20 protein-coding genes are annotated in these 17,368 nt (G+C 65.9%); 11 read left to right on the top strand and 9 right to left on the bottom strand.

Annotated features, from left to right (window positions below):
• The first annotated feature begins 48 nt into the window (after nt 1-48).
• From BLU29_RS03820 to BLU29_RS03805, 4 genes are all read left to right on the top strand, one after another.
• The gene (locus tag BLU29_RS03820; RefSeq protein ID WP_091055278.1) at nt 49-540 is read left to right on the top strand and encodes a nuclear transport factor 2 family protein; all 492 of its coding nucleotides are present in this window, start codon (nt 49-51) and stop codon (nt 538-540) included.
• Between the two features lie 18 nt (nt 541-558).
• Nucleotides 559-930, top strand: coding sequence for a VOC family protein (locus tag BLU29_RS03815; protein WP_091060884.1), 372 nt, complete (start codon nt 559-561; stop codon nt 928-930).
• A gap of 29 nt (nt 931-959) precedes the next feature.
• Nucleotides 960-1,337, top strand: coding sequence for a VOC family protein (locus tag BLU29_RS03810; protein WP_091055276.1), 378 nt, complete (start codon nt 960-962; stop codon nt 1,335-1,337).
• A gap of 130 nt (nt 1,338-1,467) precedes the next feature.
• Nucleotides 1,468-1,905: an SRPBCC family protein gene (locus BLU29_RS03805; protein ID WP_091055274.1), complete on the top strand. Its 438-nt coding sequence runs from the start codon at nt 1,468-1,470 to the stop codon at nt 1,903-1,905.
• 252 nt (nt 1,906-2,157) lie between these two features.
• Here BLU29_RS03805 and BLU29_RS03800 read toward each other — a convergent pair whose 3' ends face one another.
• Nucleotides 2,158-3,432, bottom strand: a complete 1,275-nt coding sequence (locus tag BLU29_RS03800) for an MFS transporter (protein WP_091055272.1) — start codon at nt 3,430-3,432, stop codon at nt 2,158-2,160.
• Between the two features lie 127 nt (nt 3,433-3,559).
• Nucleotides 3,560-4,051 (bottom strand): VOC family protein, encoded by a 492-nt coding sequence (locus tag BLU29_RS03795; protein ID WP_091055270.1) that lies wholly within the window; start codon nt 4,049-4,051, stop codon nt 3,560-3,562.
• Nucleotides 4,052-4,253: 202 nt separating this feature from the next.
• Between BLU29_RS03795 and BLU29_RS03790 the strand changes: the two genes are divergently transcribed.
• Complete coding sequence (locus BLU29_RS03790; protein ID WP_091055269.1) at nt 4,254-4,652, top strand: DoxX family protein; 399 nt, start codon at nt 4,254-4,256, stop codon at nt 4,650-4,652.
• Between the two features lie 237 nt (nt 4,653-4,889).
• Here the strand turns inward: BLU29_RS03790 and BLU29_RS03785 are convergent, their stop codons facing one another.
• Entirely contained in the window at nt 4,890-5,153 is a 264-nt protein-coding gene (locus tag BLU29_RS03785) for a hypothetical protein (protein ID WP_091055267.1), read from the bottom strand.
• 231 nt (nt 5,154-5,384) lie between these two features.
• Here BLU29_RS03785 and BLU29_RS03780 point away from each other — a divergent pair, with 231 nt between their 5' ends.
• From BLU29_RS03780 to BLU29_RS03765, 4 genes are all read left to right on the top strand, one after another.
• Entirely contained in the window at nt 5,385-7,256 is a 1,872-nt protein-coding gene (locus tag BLU29_RS03780; protein ID WP_091055266.1) for an ATP-binding cassette domain-containing protein, read from the top strand.
• A gap of 193 nt (nt 7,257-7,449) precedes the next feature.
• The gene (locus BLU29_RS03775) at nt 7,450-8,592 is read left to right on the top strand and encodes an alpha/beta fold hydrolase (protein WP_157693608.1); all 1,143 of its coding nucleotides are present in this window, start codon (nt 7,450-7,452) and stop codon (nt 8,590-8,592) included.
• A gap of 125 nt (nt 8,593-8,717) precedes the next feature.
• A complete protein-coding gene (locus BLU29_RS03770) occupies nt 8,718-8,906 on the top strand; it encodes a helix-turn-helix transcriptional regulator (RefSeq protein WP_091060881.1) in 189 nt (62 codons plus the stop codon).
• A 48-nt stretch (nt 8,907-8,954) separates the two neighbouring features.
• Nucleotides 8,955-9,359, top strand: coding sequence for a hypothetical protein (locus BLU29_RS03765; RefSeq protein ID WP_091055263.1), 405 nt, complete (start codon nt 8,955-8,957; stop codon nt 9,357-9,359).
• Between the two features lie 3 nt (nt 9,360-9,362).
• Here BLU29_RS03765 and BLU29_RS03760 read toward each other — a convergent pair whose 3' ends face one another.
• From BLU29_RS03760 to BLU29_RS03745, 4 genes are all read right to left on the bottom strand, one after another.
• On the bottom strand, nt 9,363-10,310 hold the full coding sequence (locus tag BLU29_RS03760; protein ID WP_091055261.1) for an SGNH/GDSL hydrolase family protein: 948 nt from the start codon (nt 10,308-10,310) through the stop codon (nt 9,363-9,365).
• A gap of 31 nt (nt 10,311-10,341) precedes the next feature.
• Nucleotides 10,342-11,856, bottom strand: a complete 1,515-nt coding sequence (locus tag BLU29_RS03755; protein ID WP_091055259.1) for a Gfo/Idh/MocA family oxidoreductase — start codon at nt 11,854-11,856, stop codon at nt 10,342-10,344.
• A gap of 119 nt (nt 11,857-11,975) precedes the next feature.
• Nucleotides 11,976-12,977, bottom strand: coding sequence for a PmoA family protein (locus tag BLU29_RS03750; RefSeq protein WP_091055258.1), 1,002 nt, complete (start codon nt 12,975-12,977; stop codon nt 11,976-11,978).
• A gap of 94 nt (nt 12,978-13,071) precedes the next feature.
• A complete protein-coding gene (locus BLU29_RS03745; protein WP_091055256.1) occupies nt 13,072-13,359 on the bottom strand; it encodes a hypothetical protein in 288 nt (95 codons plus the stop codon).
• 142 nt (nt 13,360-13,501) lie between these two features.
• Here BLU29_RS03745 and BLU29_RS03740 point away from each other — a divergent pair, with 142 nt between their 5' ends.
• Nucleotides 13,502-14,893, top strand: coding sequence for an acetylxylan esterase (locus BLU29_RS03740; RefSeq protein WP_157693607.1), 1,392 nt, complete (start codon nt 13,502-13,504; stop codon nt 14,891-14,893).
• Between the two features lie 17 nt (nt 14,894-14,910).
• Here BLU29_RS03740 and BLU29_RS03735 read toward each other — a convergent pair whose 3' ends face one another.
• Entirely contained in the window at nt 14,911-15,396 is a 486-nt protein-coding gene (locus BLU29_RS03735) for a YetF domain-containing protein (protein WP_091055253.1), read from the bottom strand.
• 592 nt (nt 15,397-15,988) lie between these two features.
• On the opposite strand from BLU29_RS03735, the gene BLU29_RS03730 reads away from it, so the two are divergent.
• Nucleotides 15,989-16,381: a hypothetical protein gene (locus BLU29_RS03730; RefSeq protein WP_091055252.1), complete on the top strand. Its 393-nt coding sequence runs from the start codon at nt 15,989-15,991 to the stop codon at nt 16,379-16,381.
• A 29-nt stretch (nt 16,382-16,410) separates the two neighbouring features.
• Here BLU29_RS03730 and BLU29_RS03725 read toward each other — a convergent pair whose 3' ends face one another.
• Nucleotides 16,411-17,343 carry a TlpA disulfide reductase family protein gene (locus tag BLU29_RS03725; RefSeq protein ID WP_157693606.1) on the bottom strand — a complete coding sequence of 311 codons (933 nt, stop codon included), beginning with the start codon at nt 17,341-17,343 and terminating at the stop codon, nt 16,411-16,413.
• Nucleotides 17,344-17,368 lie beyond the last annotated feature (25 nt).

Below are 17,368 nucleotides of genomic sequence, written 5' to 3'. Positions count from 1 at the left end.
TTGACGCTCCTGACATAGGGCTGTCAGGAGCGTCTGGTAGAGTGGGGCATGCTTAACTCCCCCTCCGTGCGTTCCACCCCCGTGCTGGGCCTCCTGACCGCCGGCCTTACCCTGGCCATGATGCCGGCCACCGGCTCGGGCGCGGCGGTCGATGACGCGAAAACCGTCGCCGCGCTCGACACGGAGTTCCAAGCCGCCGTGAAGCGCAACGATGCCGCCACGATCGGCCGGATCCAGGCCGACGACATGATCCTGGTCACGGGCCGCGGCGCGGTCTTCACGAAGGACGACCACGTCAAGGCCGCGCAGAACCGGGAGCGGAGCTACGAGCAGCAGGACGAGGAGCCGGGCACGCAGACCGTCCGCGTCTGGGGCGACACCGCCGTCGTGACCGCGTTGCTCTGGATCAAGGGCACCGCCAGGGACGGCAAGGCGTTCGATTACAAACTGTGGTTCAGCGACACCTATGTGCGCACGGCGGCCGGCTGGAAATATGCTTTTGGTCAGGCCTCGCTGCCACTGCCCAAGGAAACCAAATAACTCCCGCTCCCCATGCCCATGCTCCAAGGTCTCCGCACCGTCCTTTATCCCGCGCCCGACCTGGCCCGCGCCAAGGCCTGGTATGCCGAGGTGTCCGGCGTCGCGCCGTATTTCGACGAACCGTTCTATGTCGGCTTCAACCTCGGCGGTTTCGAACTCGGCCTCGTGCCCGATGCGCCCGTGCACCGGCCGCCGGGCGGAGTGACGGCCTACTGGGGCGTGGCGGATGTCGGCGCGGCCTGCGCGCACTTCTTCGCGCACGGCGCCACGGTCCACGAGGAGCCGAAGAATGTCGGCGGCGGCATCACGGTCGCCTCCGTGCTCGATCCTTTCGGCAACATCATCGGCCTGATCGACAACCCGTCGTTCGATCCGCGCACCGTCAAGTAGCCCCCTTCACTCCAACCCGCCCGGCCACCATGATCAAAGTCACCACCTTCGCCTTCACCGCCTATCCCATCACCGACCTCGCCCGCTCCCGCGCGTTCTACGAAACACTGCTGGGCCTCAAGCCCGCCACCGCCTGGGAGGGCGACGGCAAGGGCTGGATCGAATACGAGTTCGGCGACGCCTGCCTCGCCATCACCAACGGCTCCGGCGACCGGTGGAAGCCGTCGGCCAACGGCCCGGCGGTCGCGCTGGAGGTGGCCGATTTTCCCGCGGCGATCGCGGCCTTCAAGGCGGCAGCGGTGAAGTTCGCCGTCGAGCCGATGGAGTTCCCGCCCTGCCACTATGCCGCCATCCTCGATCCCGACGGCAACCAGCTGATCATCCACCACCGCAAACCGAAGGCCTGAGTGGTTAACCACGAAATACACGAAACATACGAAACGAAGATCAGGAAGACGGAGACTGGAGCTCGATACGGCCGGCTCATTTCCCCTTTGGTGTATTTCGTGTGTTTCGTGGTGACCTGATCCAATTCCCATGAACATCCATCCCCTGACCATCACCGTGTCCGCCTCGCGCGATACCGTTTTCAACTTCCTGGCCGACATCGAGAACCTGCCCAAGTGGACCGGCGGCTGGTGCGAGCGCCTCATGCTCCAGCGCGGCCGCTGGTGGGCCCTGACCGCCGAGGGCGAGCAGGTCGTGGACATGGAGACGAGCGCCGGCACCGGCGTGATCGACTTCCGTGCCGGGTCGTCGCCCGAGCGGTTCCGCCTGACGCCGATCCGTGTGGTCGCCCTTTCCACGCGCCGCACGCTGGTCAGCTTTATCCTGATCGAGGGGCCGGACGAACCGGATGAAGTCTTCGCCCGGCGCCGCGAATTGCTGCAGCGCGCGGCGGACACGCTGCTCAAGCGCTTCGGGGGCGGCGAGCTGCACTCGGTGCCGCCGCTCGCCGAGCTGGGGCTGAACTAAGATTTGACCGAATGGTTCGACCTGTAGGAGCTTGTTTACAAGCGACCTGATGTTCGCAGACGAAAATTTTAATCGCCTGTAAACAGGCTCCTACAAGGACACGGATTAGGGAGTGTTTTCAAACCCAACAAATACCCGTTTCCTGTCATTCTGAACGAAGTGAAGAATCCATGCGTTCGCTCGCGATATGGCCTTCGTTGCCGTGGATCCTTCGCTCCGCTCAGGATGACAAACCGGGTTTGAAAACACTCCCTAATCCTCCGCGATGTTCGTCGGCAGCCACCACGACGCGACCGCGGCCCCGAAGAGTAGCAGGCTCGACGCCAGCAGCGCCGTGCGGAAATCGCCGACCGGCGCCAGCCAACCGAAGATCACCGAGGCGGCGGCCGCGGCGATGCGCCCGATGTTGTAGCAGAAGCCCGTTCCCGTCGTGCGCAGCAGCACGGGGAACAGCGGCGGCAGGTACATGGTGAACAGGCCGAACACCCCGGCGAACAATCCGACCAGCGGGCACCAGAACCACGCCAGCGCATCGGGCGGGCGCGGCACGATGAACGCCCCGACGATGCTGGCGCCGAGGCCGAGGAAGAGCAGCAGGATGGCCCGCGGGTTGCCGAGCCACCGCGCCAGCCAGCCGCCGAAGAAATTGCCGACGATGGACGTCACGTTGACCAGCAGGAAGGACAGCGAGACGATCCGCAGGATCTCGCCGGCCGGCCGGCCGGTGTCGCCCAGCAGCTTTCGCAAATGCTGTGACTGCCAGAACAGGAAGAGCCACCAGCCGGAAAGGCCGAGCGCGCAGACCGTCGCGGTGCGCAGCGTCGTCGCGAGGATGGTTCCGCGGAAGAGTTCACGCACGCCCGGCTTGGCCGCGGCCTGGTGCTCCGCCTGCGCCCAGGCCTCGGGCTCGGGCACATGGCGGCGGATCCAGAAAACGAGCAACGCGGGGATGACGCCCAGCAGGAACACCCAGCGTTCGGAGTTGGGCGGCAGGATGAGCGAGAGCAGGCCCACGAGCACGGCGCCGAGGATGATGCCGAGGTTCACGCCCGTCTGCAGCATTGCGGCGAGCCACGGCCGCCACGCCCGCGGCCAGGTCTCGGTCAGCAGGCACGCGCCCACGGCCCATTCGCCGCCGATGCCGAGCGCGGCGATGAAACGGAAAAGCATCAGCTGCCACCACGTTTGCGAAAAGGCGCACAGCCCGGTGCAAAGGGCGTAGGTCAGCACGGTCAGCGCCAGCGCCCGGCTGCGGCCGAGCTTGTCGCCCAGCCGGCCGAAGAACGCGCCGCCCACCGCCCAGCCGACCAGGAAGGCGGCCTGGATGTAGGCGCTCTTCTCCTGCACCGCGGGATCGGTGCCGGCGGTGTGCAGGAGCTGGATGACCAGCGGCGTGGCCACGAGCGTGTAGAGGTGCAGCTCGAGGCCGTCGAAGAGCCAGCCCAGCCAGGCGGCGATGCCGGATTTCCACTGCAGGGGCGACAAATCGCTCAGGCGCGCGGCTTCACGCGTCGGGCTGGGGTGCATGGCCGGCGAGCTTGGCGGTGGCCGGCGCGGGCGCCAGCCCGGAGTGTGTCAGGGTGGAGCGTGTGACCTCAGCACGCTTTCCGCGTGGGGCCGTCCTAAAGCGCGTTGGGGTCAACGCGCTCCACCCTCAGCGCTCTGCGAGCAGGTTGTTCAGGTCCAGCCGGGCGGTGGTCATGGCGAGGCCGCCCTTCGCATCGCGCGGCCATTTCTCCTGCAGCCGGTCCCAGTAGAGTTCGACGCCGTTCTGGTCGGGATCGCGGAGGTAGAGCGCCTCGCTCACGCCGTGGTCGGAGGCGCCGTCGAGCGGGATTTTCGCGGCGATGAGCCGGCGCAGGGCGTCGGCGAGCGCGGCGCGGGTCGGGTAGAGGATGGCGGTGTGAAACAGCCCGGTGTGGCCCGGGGGCGGCGGCGTGCCGCCGCGGCTTTCCCAGGTGTTGAGCCCGAGGTGGTGGTGATAGCCGCCCGCGGAGATGAACGCCGCCTCGGTGCCGTATTGCTGCATGAGCTGGAAACCGAGCACGCCGACGTAGAAGTCGAGGGCGCGCTGGAGGTCGGCGACCTTCAGGTGGACGTGGCCGATGCGGGTCCCGGCGGCGATGGGCGGATTTTTGACAGGCATGCGGGGAGGCTAGCCACGGGATGCGGAAAGACAAACACCCGAACCGGGGCACCACTAATGGCCACTAATGCCTCACTAATTCAAGCAGGCCGGTGCATCGGGCGGTTCGATCATTAGGGCAAAATGAGTGTGGATTAGTGGTGCCACCCCGGTTCTCCGTATTGCAGCTTGTCCAAAGTCCTGCACACTGGCGGTCATTCCCATGCAAAAACTCCTCCGCCTCGAATTCATCGCGAACAGCCCGGATTTCGGCCTGCTCGTGCTCCGGCTCCTGCTCGGCGTCTCGATGATCTGGCTGCACGGCTGGGGCAAGCTCATGAGTCTGTTCTCCGGCAAGATTTCCTTCCTGGATCCGCTGCACATCGGCCAGACGCCGAGCTTCCTGCTCGTCATCTTTGCCGAGGTGGGCTGCTCGGTGCTGATCGCGCTCGGGTTGTTCACGCGCCTCGCGGCGGCCGTGCTCGCGTTCAACATGGGCGTGGCCTTCTTTGTGGTGAATGGCGCGGCCTTGGCGAAGGGGGAGCTGGCCTGGCTGTATTTTGGCGGCTACCTGGTGCTGTTCGCGGCCGGCGCAGGGAAGTTCAGCGTGGATAAGAAATAGGCGATTTTTTAAACACAGAGGACACAGAGCACACAGAGATCGAATTTATGCGCCGTGAACTCTGGGACCTCTGGGTTAAAAAACGCCTGGGATTCTTAAAGCCACCCACTCAGGACTTGGGTGTGGGCGGCCGCTTCGTGCCGTCGTCGGGGTAGGGGTCGTAGGCGCGCCGGGCCGGTGCCGGGCTTCAGGGCGCTCGCAACCAAACCCGTCCGGAGGCCGGGTTCCACCTGAAGATCACGTCTTGGCGCTGTTGTCGCAGGTGATGTGGGCGCGGCGGCGCTGGGCCGTATAGCTGCGCATCTGGGCGGCAAAGGTCTTGTTCTTGATCAGGGTCGCGTTGGCCGGTTTGCCCGCGGCGTTGCTTTCCTCGGTGGCTGCGGCGGTGGCGATCAGCACCAGCAGCTCCGCCTTGTCCGGCAGGCGCTGGGCCGGGAACCGGGCATGGGTGCTCAGCCAGCGCAGAGTCTGGTGGAAAGGAGGTTGGGCGGTCGTCGTCACGGGGCGCAGAGTGCAGGGAGCCGGGCGGTAGAGTCAACCGGAGTTCTGTTTAACCACTAATCCACACTAATTGCTCACTAATCATCGGACTGGAAAGGCAGGTTCAGCCAACACCAAGAGGCTCTGGTTCCGTTGTTTGGATTAGTGCCTCATTAGTGGAGATTAGTGGTTAAAAATCTTCCGCGCTTTGGATTGCACCGGTCGGGTCGGCACGTAGGTTCGCCCGTTCCCTTGGCCTCTTTGCTCAACCTGCTCGACGTCAGCCTCCACTTCGGGGGCCCGGCGATCTTGGAAAAGATCAACTTCCAGATCGATCCGGGCGAGCGCGTCTGCCTGCTCGGGCGCAACGGCGCAGGCAAGTCCACCCTCATGAAGGTCATCGCCGGCGAGATGAAGCCCGACACGGGCGACGTCTTCCGCCCGTCCGGGTCGGTCTACCGCCGGTTGAACCAGGAGGTCCCGGCCGACCTCGCCGGCACGGTGCACGACATCGTTTACGGCGGCCTGCGGTCCAACGACGACCACCACGAGGAGGAATGGGAGCGCGACGTCCGCGTGGAGGACCTGATCACCGCCATCCGCCTGCCGCCCACCCAGGAGTTCTCCGCACTTTCCGGCGGCCTCAAGCGCCGCGCGCTGCTGGCCCGCGCCCTCGCCGGCCAGCCCGACCTGCTGTTGCTCGACGAGCCGACCAACCATCTCGACCTCGAGTCGATCCTCTGGCTGGAGGAATTCCTGCTGGAGACCAAGCCCACGTTGTTCTTCGTCACGCACGACCGCGCCTTCCTGCGCCGCATCTCCACCCGCATCGTCGAGCTCGACCGCGGCCGGCTGGCCGGCTGGGCCTGTGACTACGACACCTACCTCGGGCGCAAGCAGGAGGTCCTCGAGGCCGAGGAACGGCAGCGCGCGCTGTTCGACAAGAAGCTGGCGCAGGAGGAGGAGTGGATCCGTCGCGGCGTGAAGGCCCAGCGTTCGCGCGCCACGGCCCGCATCAACGCTCTCAAGGCCATGCGCGTCGAGGCCCGCGCCCGCCGCGACCGCACCGGCACGGCCACCATCAAGCTCGCCGAGGCCGAGCGCAGCGGCGTGAAGGTCATCGAGGCCGAGAACGTCTCCTACGCGTGGGCCGACGGGAAGACCGTCATCCGCGACTTTTCCACCGTCATCCGCCGCGGCGAGAAGATCGGCATTCTCGGCCCCAACGGCGCGGGCAAGACGACCCTGATCAAGCTCCTGCTCGGCCAGCTCGCGCCGACCAGCGGCAGCATCAAGCACGGCACCAACCTCGAGGTCGTCTACTTCGACCAGCTGCGCGCGCAGATCGACGATGACAAGACCGTGGCCGACAACATCGCCAACGGTAACGCGACCGTCACGATCGACGGCCGCACGCGGGCCGTCATCAGCTACCTGCAGGATTTCCTCTTCGAGCCGGCCCGCGCCCGCACGCCGGCGCGCGTGCTCTCCGGCGGCGAGCGCAACCGCCTGCTGCTGGCGCGGCTCTTCACCCAGCCGGCCAACGTGCTGGTGCTCGACGAGCCGACCAACGACCTCGACGCCGAGACGCTCGATCTGCTGGAGGATCTGCTGGTGGAGTTCCAGGGCACGCTGCTGCTCGTGAGCCATGATCGCGAATTCCTCGACGAGGTTGTCACGAGCACGCTGGTGTTCGAGGGCGACGGGAAGCTCGGCGACTACGCCGGTGGCTACACCGACTGGATGCAGGACAAGGCCAAGATGGCGGCGCGGGCAACTTTGCTCCAAGGTGGCGCCCGGCCTTCATCCTCCGCCAAGGCTACGGACGACAGGCCGGGCGGGCTTGCTCCGGTTGCGGGTAAAAACCTGTCCGGAGGCCAGGTTCCACCCAAGAAAAAACTTTCCGGCAAGGAGCAGAAGGAGCTCGAGACGCTGCCGCTGAAGATCGAGGCGCTCGAGAAGGAGCAGACCGAACTCACGGCCAAGCTCGCCGATCCGGCGTTCTACAAGAAGGAAGCGGTGAAGTTTGCCGAGGTGAAGAAGCGCCTCGAAACCGTGGAAAAGGAACACGCCACGGCGTTTGCGCGCTGGGAGGAGCTGGAGGCGGCGCGGAGCGGAAGCTGAAGGTGGCACCCGGAGGTCGCGGGCCACCTCAAGACAAGGCTTTCGCCTTACGGCTGCTTGGCTGTTGCCGCGACGGCGTGTGCATCCACACACCCCGCCCTGCCGGGCACCCCTCTCAAGAGGGGATTTAAGGCAGCGCTGGTTTGGGTCCCCTCTTGAGAGGGGTGGCGCGCAGCGCCGGGGTGTGTTGTTTGTGTCTACGCTCCTTGGCCGGAGGCGCGAGCGGATTGCTGCCGCGCCGACGCGGACCGCGCTGGCCTTGGGGTCGTCCTCGGACTGGGGCGGGAAGTCCTTGGGGGTGGTCGCCGACCAGGCCGGGCATGGCCATGGTCTCGAGGCCGCTTTGCATGGCGCCGTTGGTGTTACCGAGGCCCTCGACGACGGGATTGAGCACGTCGGGTTCGGCGACATGCTGCACCGGGCGCGTCCGCGGAGAATTCTTCCGGTAAAATGGTTCGCCGGTCGGCACGTCGCGTGCAATGAAAGGAGCGTGAAAATCCTTCGCGCAATCGTGGTTGTGGCCGCCGCGGCAATGGCGGCGCCGGGAGTCCGGGCGGCCGAAACTGCGGTCGCGATCACGCCGGAGCTCAAAGGGGCATGGGTGAAACCGGACAAAGGTTGGGATGGTCGCGCGGTGCTGCTGCTGCACGGCTTCGCGTCCGACATGGACGATGCCGGCGGCCTGTTCAAGCGGTTGGCGCGGGAGCTGGCGACCAAGGGCATTGCGTCGTTGCGCATCAATTTCCGCGGCGAGGGCGACGCCAGCCGCACGGACATCGAGTCCACCTTCGCCACGCGGCTCGAGGACACCGCGGCGGCCTATGCCTGGCTGGCCGAGCAGCGCGGCGTGAACGCCAGCCGGCTCGGCGTGCTGGGCTTCAGCCTGGGCGCCTCGACGGCGATCGAAACCGGCGCGCAATACCCGGACTGGTTCAAGACGATGGCGGTGTGGTCGAGCCCCGGCGGCGACCAGTTCGCTGAGTTGACCGAGGAATTCAAGCCGGCCTTCGAGCAGGCCCGACACACCGGCGTAGGCACGATGGAACTGGCCGGCTGGAAGACCGTCACGCTGCGGAAGGAGTTTTTCGAGAGCTTCCGCGGCATCGACCTGGACAAGTCGCTGGCGAAATACCCTGGCGCATTCCTCACCGTGCGCGGCACCCAGGACATGCTCGCGCAGCATGACGACGTGTTCCTGAAAATCGCCCCCGGTGAACCGAAGGAGAAGCTGATCATCGAGGGCGCCGACCACATCTTCCACGTGTTCGACGGCGAGAAGGGCCAGTCCGCGCAGGTGATCGACGCGACCGTCGCGTGGTTCCTCCGGACATTGTAGGGTAGGGCGAATCCTCCGGATGAGCCGCGGCTAGTCGTGGACGACTCGCCCTACCTTCAAGGCACGGCAGACATGACAAGCATGCTTGACATATGACAAGTATGCTTTACATCATCGGTCACCCGATGAAGAACCGTCTGACAGAGCTCCGAGCCTCGCGAGAGTGGTCGCAGGGCGATCTTGCCGAGAGGCTCGCGGTGTCGCGACAGACCATCAACGCGATCGAGACGGAGAAATACGACCCGAGCCTGCCGCTGGCGCTGAAGATCGGCAGATTGTTCAAGCTCCCAGTAGAGGAAATCTTCGAAAGCTGAATTTCGGATCCAAATACCCCACTACCCAACGCTCAGAATCATCTCATCATGAACACGCAAAAAATCTCTGGAGTAGGAAAATTATTAGGCCTTTCGCTCAGGGCTTGTATTGCAGTCATCCTTGCTTTCGCGGCGTTTGCTTATCTGGCCAGCCATGATTTCTCCGCCAATTCGTGGAGCGGATTTTCGACGGTTTTGGCCTTTTGTTTGACCGGATTGTTTTTCCTGCCCGAGAATATTGACGATGAAAGGGTGCGTTCGCTGAAGCTGAAGGCCATCAGCCTCGCGTTTGCCAGTGGATTTCTTCTGCTCACATGGGTTGAGCGTTTTGCGGTGAACTTTTTCCAGCACACTCTCACCGCCTACGACTTCATTATTTTTGTGATGGGTATCGCACTCGGCCTCTTCCACTATTGGCGCTGGCTGGACGGTCAAGTGGGCAAGCTACCGTAGTCCTTACTTTCCAACCGGCGCTTCAATCAGCTGCTGCAGCCGCTCGACGGTCTTCTCGGCGGCCTTGACCGAGTTGGACTTGAAGGGCGTGTCGAGAGTGTAGCCGACGTAGGGCAGCCAGGCTTCGGAGCGCAGTTCGCGTCGCTCGCGCACCAGCGCGAAGACCGGATCGGCCGAGAGCCGGGCGAGTTCGGCGTCAGGATCCGCCGGCACCGTCAGGCCCAGCCCGGCCGCGATGGCCTGGGCCATCACGAGGTGACCGAGGTCGCCGGGATGGACGCCGTCCTTGGCGAAGAAGAACTTTGGATCCGATATGCGGCGCGCAGCGAGCGCCGCGGCCATCGGGGTGTGGAGGTCGATGACGGTCACGCCATCCACCTTGAGCGCGACCTCCGCGCGGGCGAATTCCGCCAGCACATCGTCGTAGCCGACGTAGAAGGTGCTGCCGTAGCCGAATTTCGCCGCCGTGGCGGGCACGGTCTTGCCGGCGAGCGGCACCGGGTCGAAGACCGGCGGGGTGAGCAGGACAAGCGTGGCGCCGGAATTGCGGACCGTGGCGATGAGCTGGCGCAGGCCGTCGGTGAACGCCGCGAGGCGCTCCGGCGAAGACGGATGGTAGATGCCGTCGTTCATCCCGTAGCAGGCGAGCACCACCGACGGCTTGACGGCCTTGAGGGCGCGGTCGAGCCGCTCGAGGATGCAGGGTCGTGGGTAAGGGGAGGAGGCCTCGGTCAGGCCGGACACCGTCTCGCTTGAGAGCCCGATGCTGATGAGGTCGCAGTCCTTCCCGGCGGCATGCAGGTAATACTCGAGGTCGCTGACATAGCGGCCATCCTGCGTGATGCTGTCACCAAGCACGAGGACGCGCTGACCGGCCAGGACGGGCGGAGCGGCCACGGCGCGGACGGCCAGGATGCAACCAAGCAGGACGGCAAAAACTAAACGACGCATGGCAGGGAACCGGTGAATGCCGCGGCGACGCTCAGGCAAGCTGCGGAACGGTGAATGGGGCCCGGTAGTTGCGCGTAAGGAGCCGGTTGGCGGCCGACGAGCCCGAGCCCGTGAAACGCTCGGCCTGCACGTCGAGCGCGAGCGGCTGGCCGAGAGTGAGGCGGCTCTTGGCGAGGTTCACGCCATTGACCGCCAGATGCTCGGCCATGCGGCCGTAAGCCTCGGCGAGGGGGGCGTCGCCCTTGATGCCGTCGCGGATCTTGTCCTCGCTCGCGGCGCGGCCCAGCAAGTGCGAGATGTTGCCGCAATGGCAGAGGGCGCTCGAGACGTGACCCTCCCCGATCGGGCCGTAGAGGTCGGCGGTCTTCCGGCTGCGGATGACGTCGATGAAGTTGTCCATGTGCCGGTCGCGGCCCTTGAACTCACGGACCAGTTTGCCGGCGCGGTCGAGGGCGCGCGCCTCGAAATAGCTGTCGGTGACGATGCTGCCGCCCTCGCAATCGATCACGTTGCCGATGCTGACGCCGCGATATTTGTCCATCGTGGCGGCGGCGGCATCCGCCGCGTCGGCGGAATTCATCCCGGCGGCGACCGGGGCGGGCGCCTGGGGCCTGGACGGCAGGCCGCGCACCTCGAAGATGAGCGGGGCGGTGGCGTAGTCGTGGATGATGACCTGCGTGTTGGGCGTCTCGCCGTCGTCGACGTAGCCGAGGCGGCCGCCGACGCTCAACGAATGCCGGGGCAAGCCGGGCTCGCCGAGGAACCAGCGGGCGACGTCCATCTGGTGGATGCCCTGGTTGCCCACGTCGCCGTTGCCGTAGGTCCAGATCCAGTGCCAGTCGTAGTGCACCGGGCCGTTCTTCTTCGAGTTGCGGTGCGGCTCGATGACGGGGGCGGGGCCGGACCAGAGGTCGTAGTTGATGGTCGCCGGGACGGGCGTGGGCCGGTCGGTCTTGCCGATGCTGTCGCGGCGCTTGTAGCAAAAACCGCGGGCGGCGGTGATCTTGCCGAGGTGGCCCGCGCGCACCCAGGCGACGGCCTCCTGCAGGCCCTCGCCGGAACGGATCTGCGTGCCGGCCTGCACGACGCGGTTGTATTTGTGCGCGGCGGCCACCAGCTGGCGGCCCTCCCAGATGTTGTGCGAGACGGGTTTTTCGATGTAGACGTCCTTGCCCGCCTGGCAGGCCCAGATGGCCGCGAGCGAGTGCCAGTGGTTCGGCGTGGCGATGGTGACGGCGTCGAGGCCGTCCATGGCCAGCAGCTGGCGGATATCCGTGAATTTTTCCGGCGTGAGGCCGGTCTTCGCGAGCTCGGCGGCGGTGCGCGCGAGCACGAGCACGTCGACGTCGCAGATGGCCACGAGGCGTACGCCGGGGACTTTGGCGAGGCTGGCCAGATGGTTCTTGCCCCGGCCATTGAGGCCGATGACGGCAACGCGGACGTCGCTGCTGGTGCCGGCGACCTGAGCCCACGAGCGGGCGGAGAAGGCGGTGGCAGCGAGGCCGAGGGCGGTGGTCTTGAGGAAGGCGCGGCGGGTGAGGTGCATGGCTGAAGTAAAAGTGAGAGTGAAAGTGGAGTCGTTCTCTTAATCCTAATCTTCCTCGTTCTCTCTGCGTTGGGGAAAGCTGAAAACGATTACGAGAATGAGTAAGAGAATGATTGGAATCAACGGCCGGCGGCGTAGTCGGCGTAGTGAGTGGCGATCCGGGCGGCCGTGGGGTCGCCCTCGTGGAAATAGAAACGGTAGCGCATCGTCAGCGTGCCGCCGGCGGGGATGGTATGGTCGCCGATGTGCGGCTGGTCCTTGAGGTTTTCATAGTCGTGCTGGCCGAAGGGATTCGCGGCGAACAGGCCGTAGTCGCGCGCCATCCACCACGTCGGGTGGCGGAGGTTCGACGGGTGGTCGAAGATCGCCACGCCGTAGGTCTTGCCGTGGTGCGGGGCGTAGTAGTCGCACCAGTCGGCGCGCTTGCCCCAGGCGTCGGCGTCGCTCGCGCCCGTGCTCGTGAGGAGGTGGCCGACGCCGGCCACCACCTGGTTCTTGTATTTGTGCGGCAGGGTCATCCAGAGCGGCACGCGGTAGCCCATCGTGCCGTCCTTGTTGTCGCCGAACAGCAGCGGCTCGCCGGGCCGCGCGTGCACCGTGATCTCGAAATCGATGAAACGCCCGGCGGGGGTGGCGGAGAAGCGCAGCGTCCGCTCGTCGGTACAGATCAGTTTGCCGTCGGGCGCGGTCCAGCGGTTGCGCGTGGTGATGACGCCGACGGCGCCGTCGCTGATCTCCACGAAGCTCTCGTGCGTGGAGTGGCCCTTGTTCTTCGGGGACCGGCCGGCGTCGCCCGCGCCCTCGTTCCAGAAGTCGACGCCGTTGACCATCGAGTGGGTGAACGTGATGGAGCGGTGCCAGGGGTGGTCGGTCTCTTCGTCGGGTGTGTCTTTCATCGGGAAATCGCGCGTGAGCGGCGTGCCGTCGGCGGACAGGATCGGATAGCAGTAAGGCCGCGTGGCGCCGTCACCGAAGACGTATTCGGTGAACAACCGGCCATCGATCTCGACCCGCACGCGGTCGGCGAGTTTGGTGAGCTTGACTTCGCCGGCCGCGGGTGCCGCGGGTGCCAGCGCGGCCAGGGCCAGGAGGAACAGAAGAAAGCGGGAACGGAGTGACATGAGGAATTTTAGAGTTTCTGTAGCGGCGCTCTATGAGCGTCGTTCGGGGCCTCGGCGGTCATAGACCGCCGCTACGGGGGTCGGCTTTTCGGGGTCAGCGGGTATGGTAGGAGAAGACGATGTAGGTGGCGGGAGTGGGGCCGGCGTTGCGCAGGCGCGTGACGGCGTTGGTGGCCAGGAAGAACACCGAGCCCGGGCCTGCGGTGTGGGTTCTGCCGTCGAAGACATCGCGGCGCACACTCTTGGGCGTCGGGGTGACCGGCATTTTCTCCCAGTCGTAGACCGCGGAGGTGAGTTTCGCCGGAACCGAGGGTTGAGTTGTCTGCGCGACCAGCATGGGGGCAAGGCAGAGTAAGACGCCGAGGCGGGCGAATGATTTCATGGGGTAGGGACCAAGATTGACCGAACCGGCTCCAGCAAAGCGATCCGGCCGCGAATGGCGATGCAAACAACCGTTTTCCCGTTAAGCGACGGGATGTTTATCGGTTGCGAGCGTGAGGTGGCGCGGCTTGATTGGCCGGGCCATGACCACCCCTGTCCGGCCTTTGTGCGCAGCCCTTGTTGCCGCCTGGCTTGTTGGCGCCGCTCTCCTTGCCGCCCCAACGCCGCCCCTCAAGGACGCCGACGGCCGCATGCTCCGGCGCGCGCCGACGGGGCACATCACGAATTACTACGAGGACAAGGTGCCGCCCTACACGCTGCCCGACCCGCTCGTGCTCGCCGACGGGCGGCCCGTGCGGGACGCGGCCACCTGGTTCAACCAGCGCCGCCCGGAACTCCTCAAGCTCTACGAGACGGAAATCTACGGCCGCGTGCCGGCGACCGCGCCGTCGGTGCACTATGAGGTGATTGACGAGGTGCCGGTGCTGGACGGCACCGCGCTGCGCAAGCACATCACCATGCACTTCGGCGACAAGCCCGAGGGCCCGACCGTGCACGTGATGCTCTACCGGCCGGTCACGGCCGCGAGCCCGCTGCCGCTGGTGCTGCACATCACCTTCGGCGGCGATCCTGCGCTCCAGCCGCCTTTGCCGGGCGACCGGCCCGGACAAACACCGGCCGGCCAGCAGGCCGGAACGATGCCCGCCCCGGTGGCGCCCGGCGCCACGCCGCCCCGGCGGTTCAACGACATGGGCCCGGTCGCCGACGTGCTCGCCAACGGCTTCTCGTATGGCATTGTGCGCTACTCCGAGATCCAGCCGGACAACAAGGACGGCTATACGGGCGGCGTCATCGGCCTGGCCCTCGCGCCCGGCCAGACGAAGCCCGCGCCCGACGAGTGGGGCACCATCGCCGCCTGGACCTGGGGCCTGAGCCGCCTCATGGACTACCTTGAGACCGATTCCACGGTGGACGCGAAGCGGGTGGCGCTGGTCGGCCATTCCCGGCTTGGCAAAACCGTGCTCTGGGCCGGAGCCACAGACCCGCGCTTCGCGCTCATCTATTCCAGTCAGTCCGGCGAAATGGGCGCGGCGCTGTCGCGGCGGGATTTTGGCGAGACGGTCGACGACATGGCGACGAACTACGGCTACCAGTTCGCCGGCAACCTGCAGAAATACATCGGCCACTGGAACGACATGCCCCACGAGGGGCACCTGCTGCTCGCGCTCAGTGCGCCGCGGCCGGTGTTCGTCAGCGGCGGCAGCGGCGACCTGTGGTCGGATCCGCGCGGGATGTTCCTGGCGATGGTCGCGGCCGGCCCGGTGTGGCGGCTGCTGGGTCAGCAGGATCTCGGCACGACCGAGATGCCCGCCTTGGACCAGCCGGTGGGGAAGGGCGTGATGGCCTTCGTGAATCACAACGGCCCGCACCTCATCAGCCCGCTCGACTGGAAAATCTTCTTCGCCTTCGCCCGCTGGCACCTGCAACTGAATGTGCCGCCGGCGGCGGTCTCCCTGCCCGGGCCCAGCATCTGACGGCCCGCGCGGGAATTCTACTTCGCCGGGTCGGACGCGGCGGGGCGCTGGTGCACGGTGATCGTCCCGTTGTTTTCCAGAATGGCGCAGTGCACGTCCTTCACCGAGATGCAGCCTTCCTGGCGCAGGGCGGCGTTGAGCTCGTGGTGGGTGAGATGGGCCCGGACCATGACTTTCTCGAAAAGCTTGCCGTTGTGGATCAGCACCTCGGGCTGGCCCTCGATCAGGGCTTCCATGCGCTTGCTGCGGTAGGTCAGGTAACCGACGGCGAAATTCAGGCCGATGAGGGTGACGGCGGAGATGATGCCGCCGAGCACGGAATTGTCGCCGCCGTTCATGGCGTTCTGCACGGCATTGGAGAGCACGAGCAGCAGCACGAGATCGAAGGGCGCGAGCTGGCCGACCTGCCGCTTGCCGGTGACGCGCAGCAGGACAATCAACACGCCATAGACGATGATGGAGCGGACGATGAGCTCCCACCACGCGACGGATAAGGTCCACATGCCGATCCGTGTAGGCCGGGCGTTGGGAAAAGTCCACCTTGCGGTGGCGGGGATTGCCGCGGTGATCGTCACAGGCCAGCGGTTCGGATCTATCCCGGTTATCCGCGCCGATTAGCGCAAGTCCGGGGTGGACTCGCGCATCAGCACAGGCGAGTCCGGGCTTTGGCGCACCCGGGTCCTTTTTTACCTAAAGCGCAATCAAAAGTAGGTGAGCACCCCATTGAGGGGGTGGGCAAGCCATGATAAAACACCCTTTCAACGACCCACGTCCGATGGCGCACTCAGCCCTCAACTCTTCTTCCGCCCCGACGAGTGAAAGCGCCCTGAGAATGTCCCTGTTTGGGAGGGAACGCGACCAACAGAGCCGGGCCTTCCCCCAGTCTGCCTTTGAAGGCAGTGGATGGGTCCTCTTCCGGCCTCGCTCATGGTGGGGCTTCCCGCGGCATCCGCGGCTTGGGCGTTGGCGCCGGTTGTTTCCGTCCTGGGTGAATTTCCGCCCGCCTCCTTGAACCCGTTTTAACTTCGACTCCTGTCCCGCCCGGCCCGGCCGTCTGGCGGTTGAACCTCAACCCCGTGCAAGAGGATCCCGACCATGAACACTTACCGCGATGGTGACGGCAAGGAGCCGTGCACCCAGACGGCCCCTTCGGCCGAACCCGAGGGACCGGATGTTAGCCACGCCCGCGCGCCTTTGCCGGAAGGCTGGCGGCGGCTTCCCACCGGCATCCGCGGCACGCGGCTTTACCGGGTCGCGCCACCCGGCGGAGGCGGCGTTTACTGGATGGCCGAGATGTCGCTCAATGGCCGGACGATCTCCCGGCGTTTTGCCGGCGAACTTCACGCCCGCGGTTGGATCAGCGCCTCGATCGAAACGCGCCCGAAGGAAGTCTTCCTGGATCTGGAGGAAATCAACGGCCCGTTTCGCGCCGCCTGCGTCGGCGCAGGCAGGATCGGGTCCCTCCGTGTGGCGGGACGGTATTTTTGAAAGACGGGGAAGCGGGGCGGACGGTTGGCCTACCCCGCCTTCGGGACCGGCAGCTTGAATTCCTTCAGGATGGCCTCGATCTTGCCGCCGACGTCGGCTTCCGGATCGCCGGGGTGCAGGCCGACGTGACGGACCGTGCCGTCAGGGGCGATGATGGCGAGGAAGGGAATGCCCTCGATGCCGTAGGCGGGATTGAAGACCTCCTCCTCGCTGATCGCGACGTCCCAGGTCATTTCCTTGGCCTGCATGAAGCGGGGCAGGAGGGAGATTTCCTTCGCGGGGTCGCCCTTCGTGTCGATCGGCTGGGCCTCGAGATTGCTGACCTGGCCCTGGATGCTCGTCACGCCGAGGAAGGTGACCGGGGCGTCCTTGAACCGGGCCACATGCTCGCGGATCTGGGGGAAGGAACGGATGCACGGCCCGCACCACGTGGCCCAGAAGTCCACCACGACGACCCGGCCCTTGAGGCTGGAGAGCGTCTTCAGGCCGTCGTGCGACGACCAGAGGAAGTGCAGGTCGGGGGCGGCGTGACCGATGAGCGCGGCCCGGGTGGCTTCCTTCTTCCCGGCCTCGTCGAGTTGCGCGATCATCTGGTCGGTGGCCTGGGCGGCCTCGGTGCCGGGGTAGTCCCGCTTGACGCCGAGCAGGAGCTCACGGCCCTTGGCGTTGTCCTCCAGTACCTGGACATAGAGCAGGGCCTTCATGATCGCGATCGTTGAAGCCGCATCCTTGTTGGCGGCATATTTTTCGCGGAGGGCGTCGAACCGGGCGAGCTCGGGGGCCAGCGCTTCGGCGGTGCGGTGGCCCTCGTGGGCCTTCAGGACGACCTGGTCGAGCAGGGCCTTGAGCTCCGGGGGAGACGGATCGGCGGCCTCCGGCGCGGGTGCGGTCTCCTGCGCCCGGGCGCCGGAGAAAACAGACAGGCCTAGAAGCAGGGCGGTGAACAGGGAGCGAAGTTTCATGCGGGATTGGTTGGGAATGAGACGG

Source organism: Opitutus sp. GAS368 (genome assembly GCF_900104925.1).
In the GTDB taxonomy this organism is placed as follows: domain Bacteria; phylum Verrucomicrobiota; class Verrucomicrobiia; order Opitutales; family Opitutaceae; genus Lacunisphaera.
This window is presented reverse-complemented; position numbering and strand designations above follow the sequence as displayed.

What these genes read in the sequence shown, in the direction of transcription:
- BLU29_RS03820 (WP_091055278.1), top strand. Translation starts at nt 49, where the DNA reads ATGCTTAACTCCCCCTCCGTGCGTTCCACCCCCGTGCTGGGCCTCCTG.
- BLU29_RS03815 (WP_091060884.1), top strand. Translation starts at nt 559, where the DNA reads ATGCTCCAAGGTCTCCGCACCGTCCTTTATCCCGCGCCCGACCTGGCC.
- BLU29_RS03810 (WP_091055276.1), top strand. Translation starts at nt 960, where the DNA reads ATGATCAAAGTCACCACCTTCGCCTTCACCGCCTATCCCATCACCGAC.
- BLU29_RS03805 (WP_091055274.1), top strand. Translation starts at nt 1,468, where the DNA reads ATGAACATCCATCCCCTGACCATCACCGTGTCCGCCTCGCGCGATACC.
- BLU29_RS03800 (WP_091055272.1), bottom strand. Translation starts at nt 3,432, where the DNA reads ATGCACCCCAGCCCGACGCGTGAAGCCGCGCGCCTGAGCGATTTGTCG.
- BLU29_RS03795 (WP_091055270.1), bottom strand. Translation starts at nt 4,051, where the DNA reads ATGCCTGTCAAAAATCCGCCCATCGCCGCCGGGACCCGCATCGGCCAC.
- BLU29_RS03790 (WP_091055269.1), top strand. Translation starts at nt 4,254, where the DNA reads ATGCAAAAACTCCTCCGCCTCGAATTCATCGCGAACAGCCCGGATTTC.
- BLU29_RS03770 (WP_091060881.1), top strand. Translation starts at nt 8,718, where the DNA reads ATGAAGAACCGTCTGACAGAGCTCCGAGCCTCGCGAGAGTGGTCGCAG.
- BLU29_RS03765 (WP_091055263.1), top strand. Translation starts at nt 8,955, where the DNA reads ATGAACACGCAAAAAATCTCTGGAGTAGGAAAATTATTAGGCCTTTCG.
- BLU29_RS03760 (WP_091055261.1), bottom strand. Translation starts at nt 10,310, where the DNA reads ATGCGTCGTTTAGTTTTTGCCGTCCTGCTTGGTTGCATCCTGGCCGTC.
- BLU29_RS03755 (WP_091055259.1), bottom strand. Translation starts at nt 11,856, where the DNA reads ATGCACCTCACCCGCCGCGCCTTCCTCAAGACCACCGCCCTCGGCCTC.
- BLU29_RS03750 (WP_091055258.1), bottom strand. Translation starts at nt 12,977, where the DNA reads ATGTCACTCCGTTCCCGCTTTCTTCTGTTCCTCCTGGCCCTGGCCGCG.
- BLU29_RS03745 (WP_091055256.1), bottom strand. Translation starts at nt 13,359, where the DNA reads ATGAAATCATTCGCCCGCCTCGGCGTCTTACTCTGCCTTGCCCCCATG.
- BLU29_RS03740 (WP_157693607.1), top strand. Translation starts at nt 13,502, where the DNA reads ATGACCACCCCTGTCCGGCCTTTGTGCGCAGCCCTTGTTGCCGCCTGG.
- BLU29_RS03735 (WP_091055253.1), bottom strand. Translation starts at nt 15,396, where the DNA reads ATGTGGACCTTATCCGTCGCGTGGTGGGAGCTCATCGTCCGCTCCATC.
- BLU29_RS03730 (WP_091055252.1), top strand. Translation starts at nt 15,989, where the DNA reads ATGAACACTTACCGCGATGGTGACGGCAAGGAGCCGTGCACCCAGACG.
- BLU29_RS03725 (WP_157693606.1), bottom strand. Translation starts at nt 17,343, where the DNA reads ATGAAACTTCGCTCCCTGTTCACCGCCCTGCTTCTAGGCCTGTCTGTT.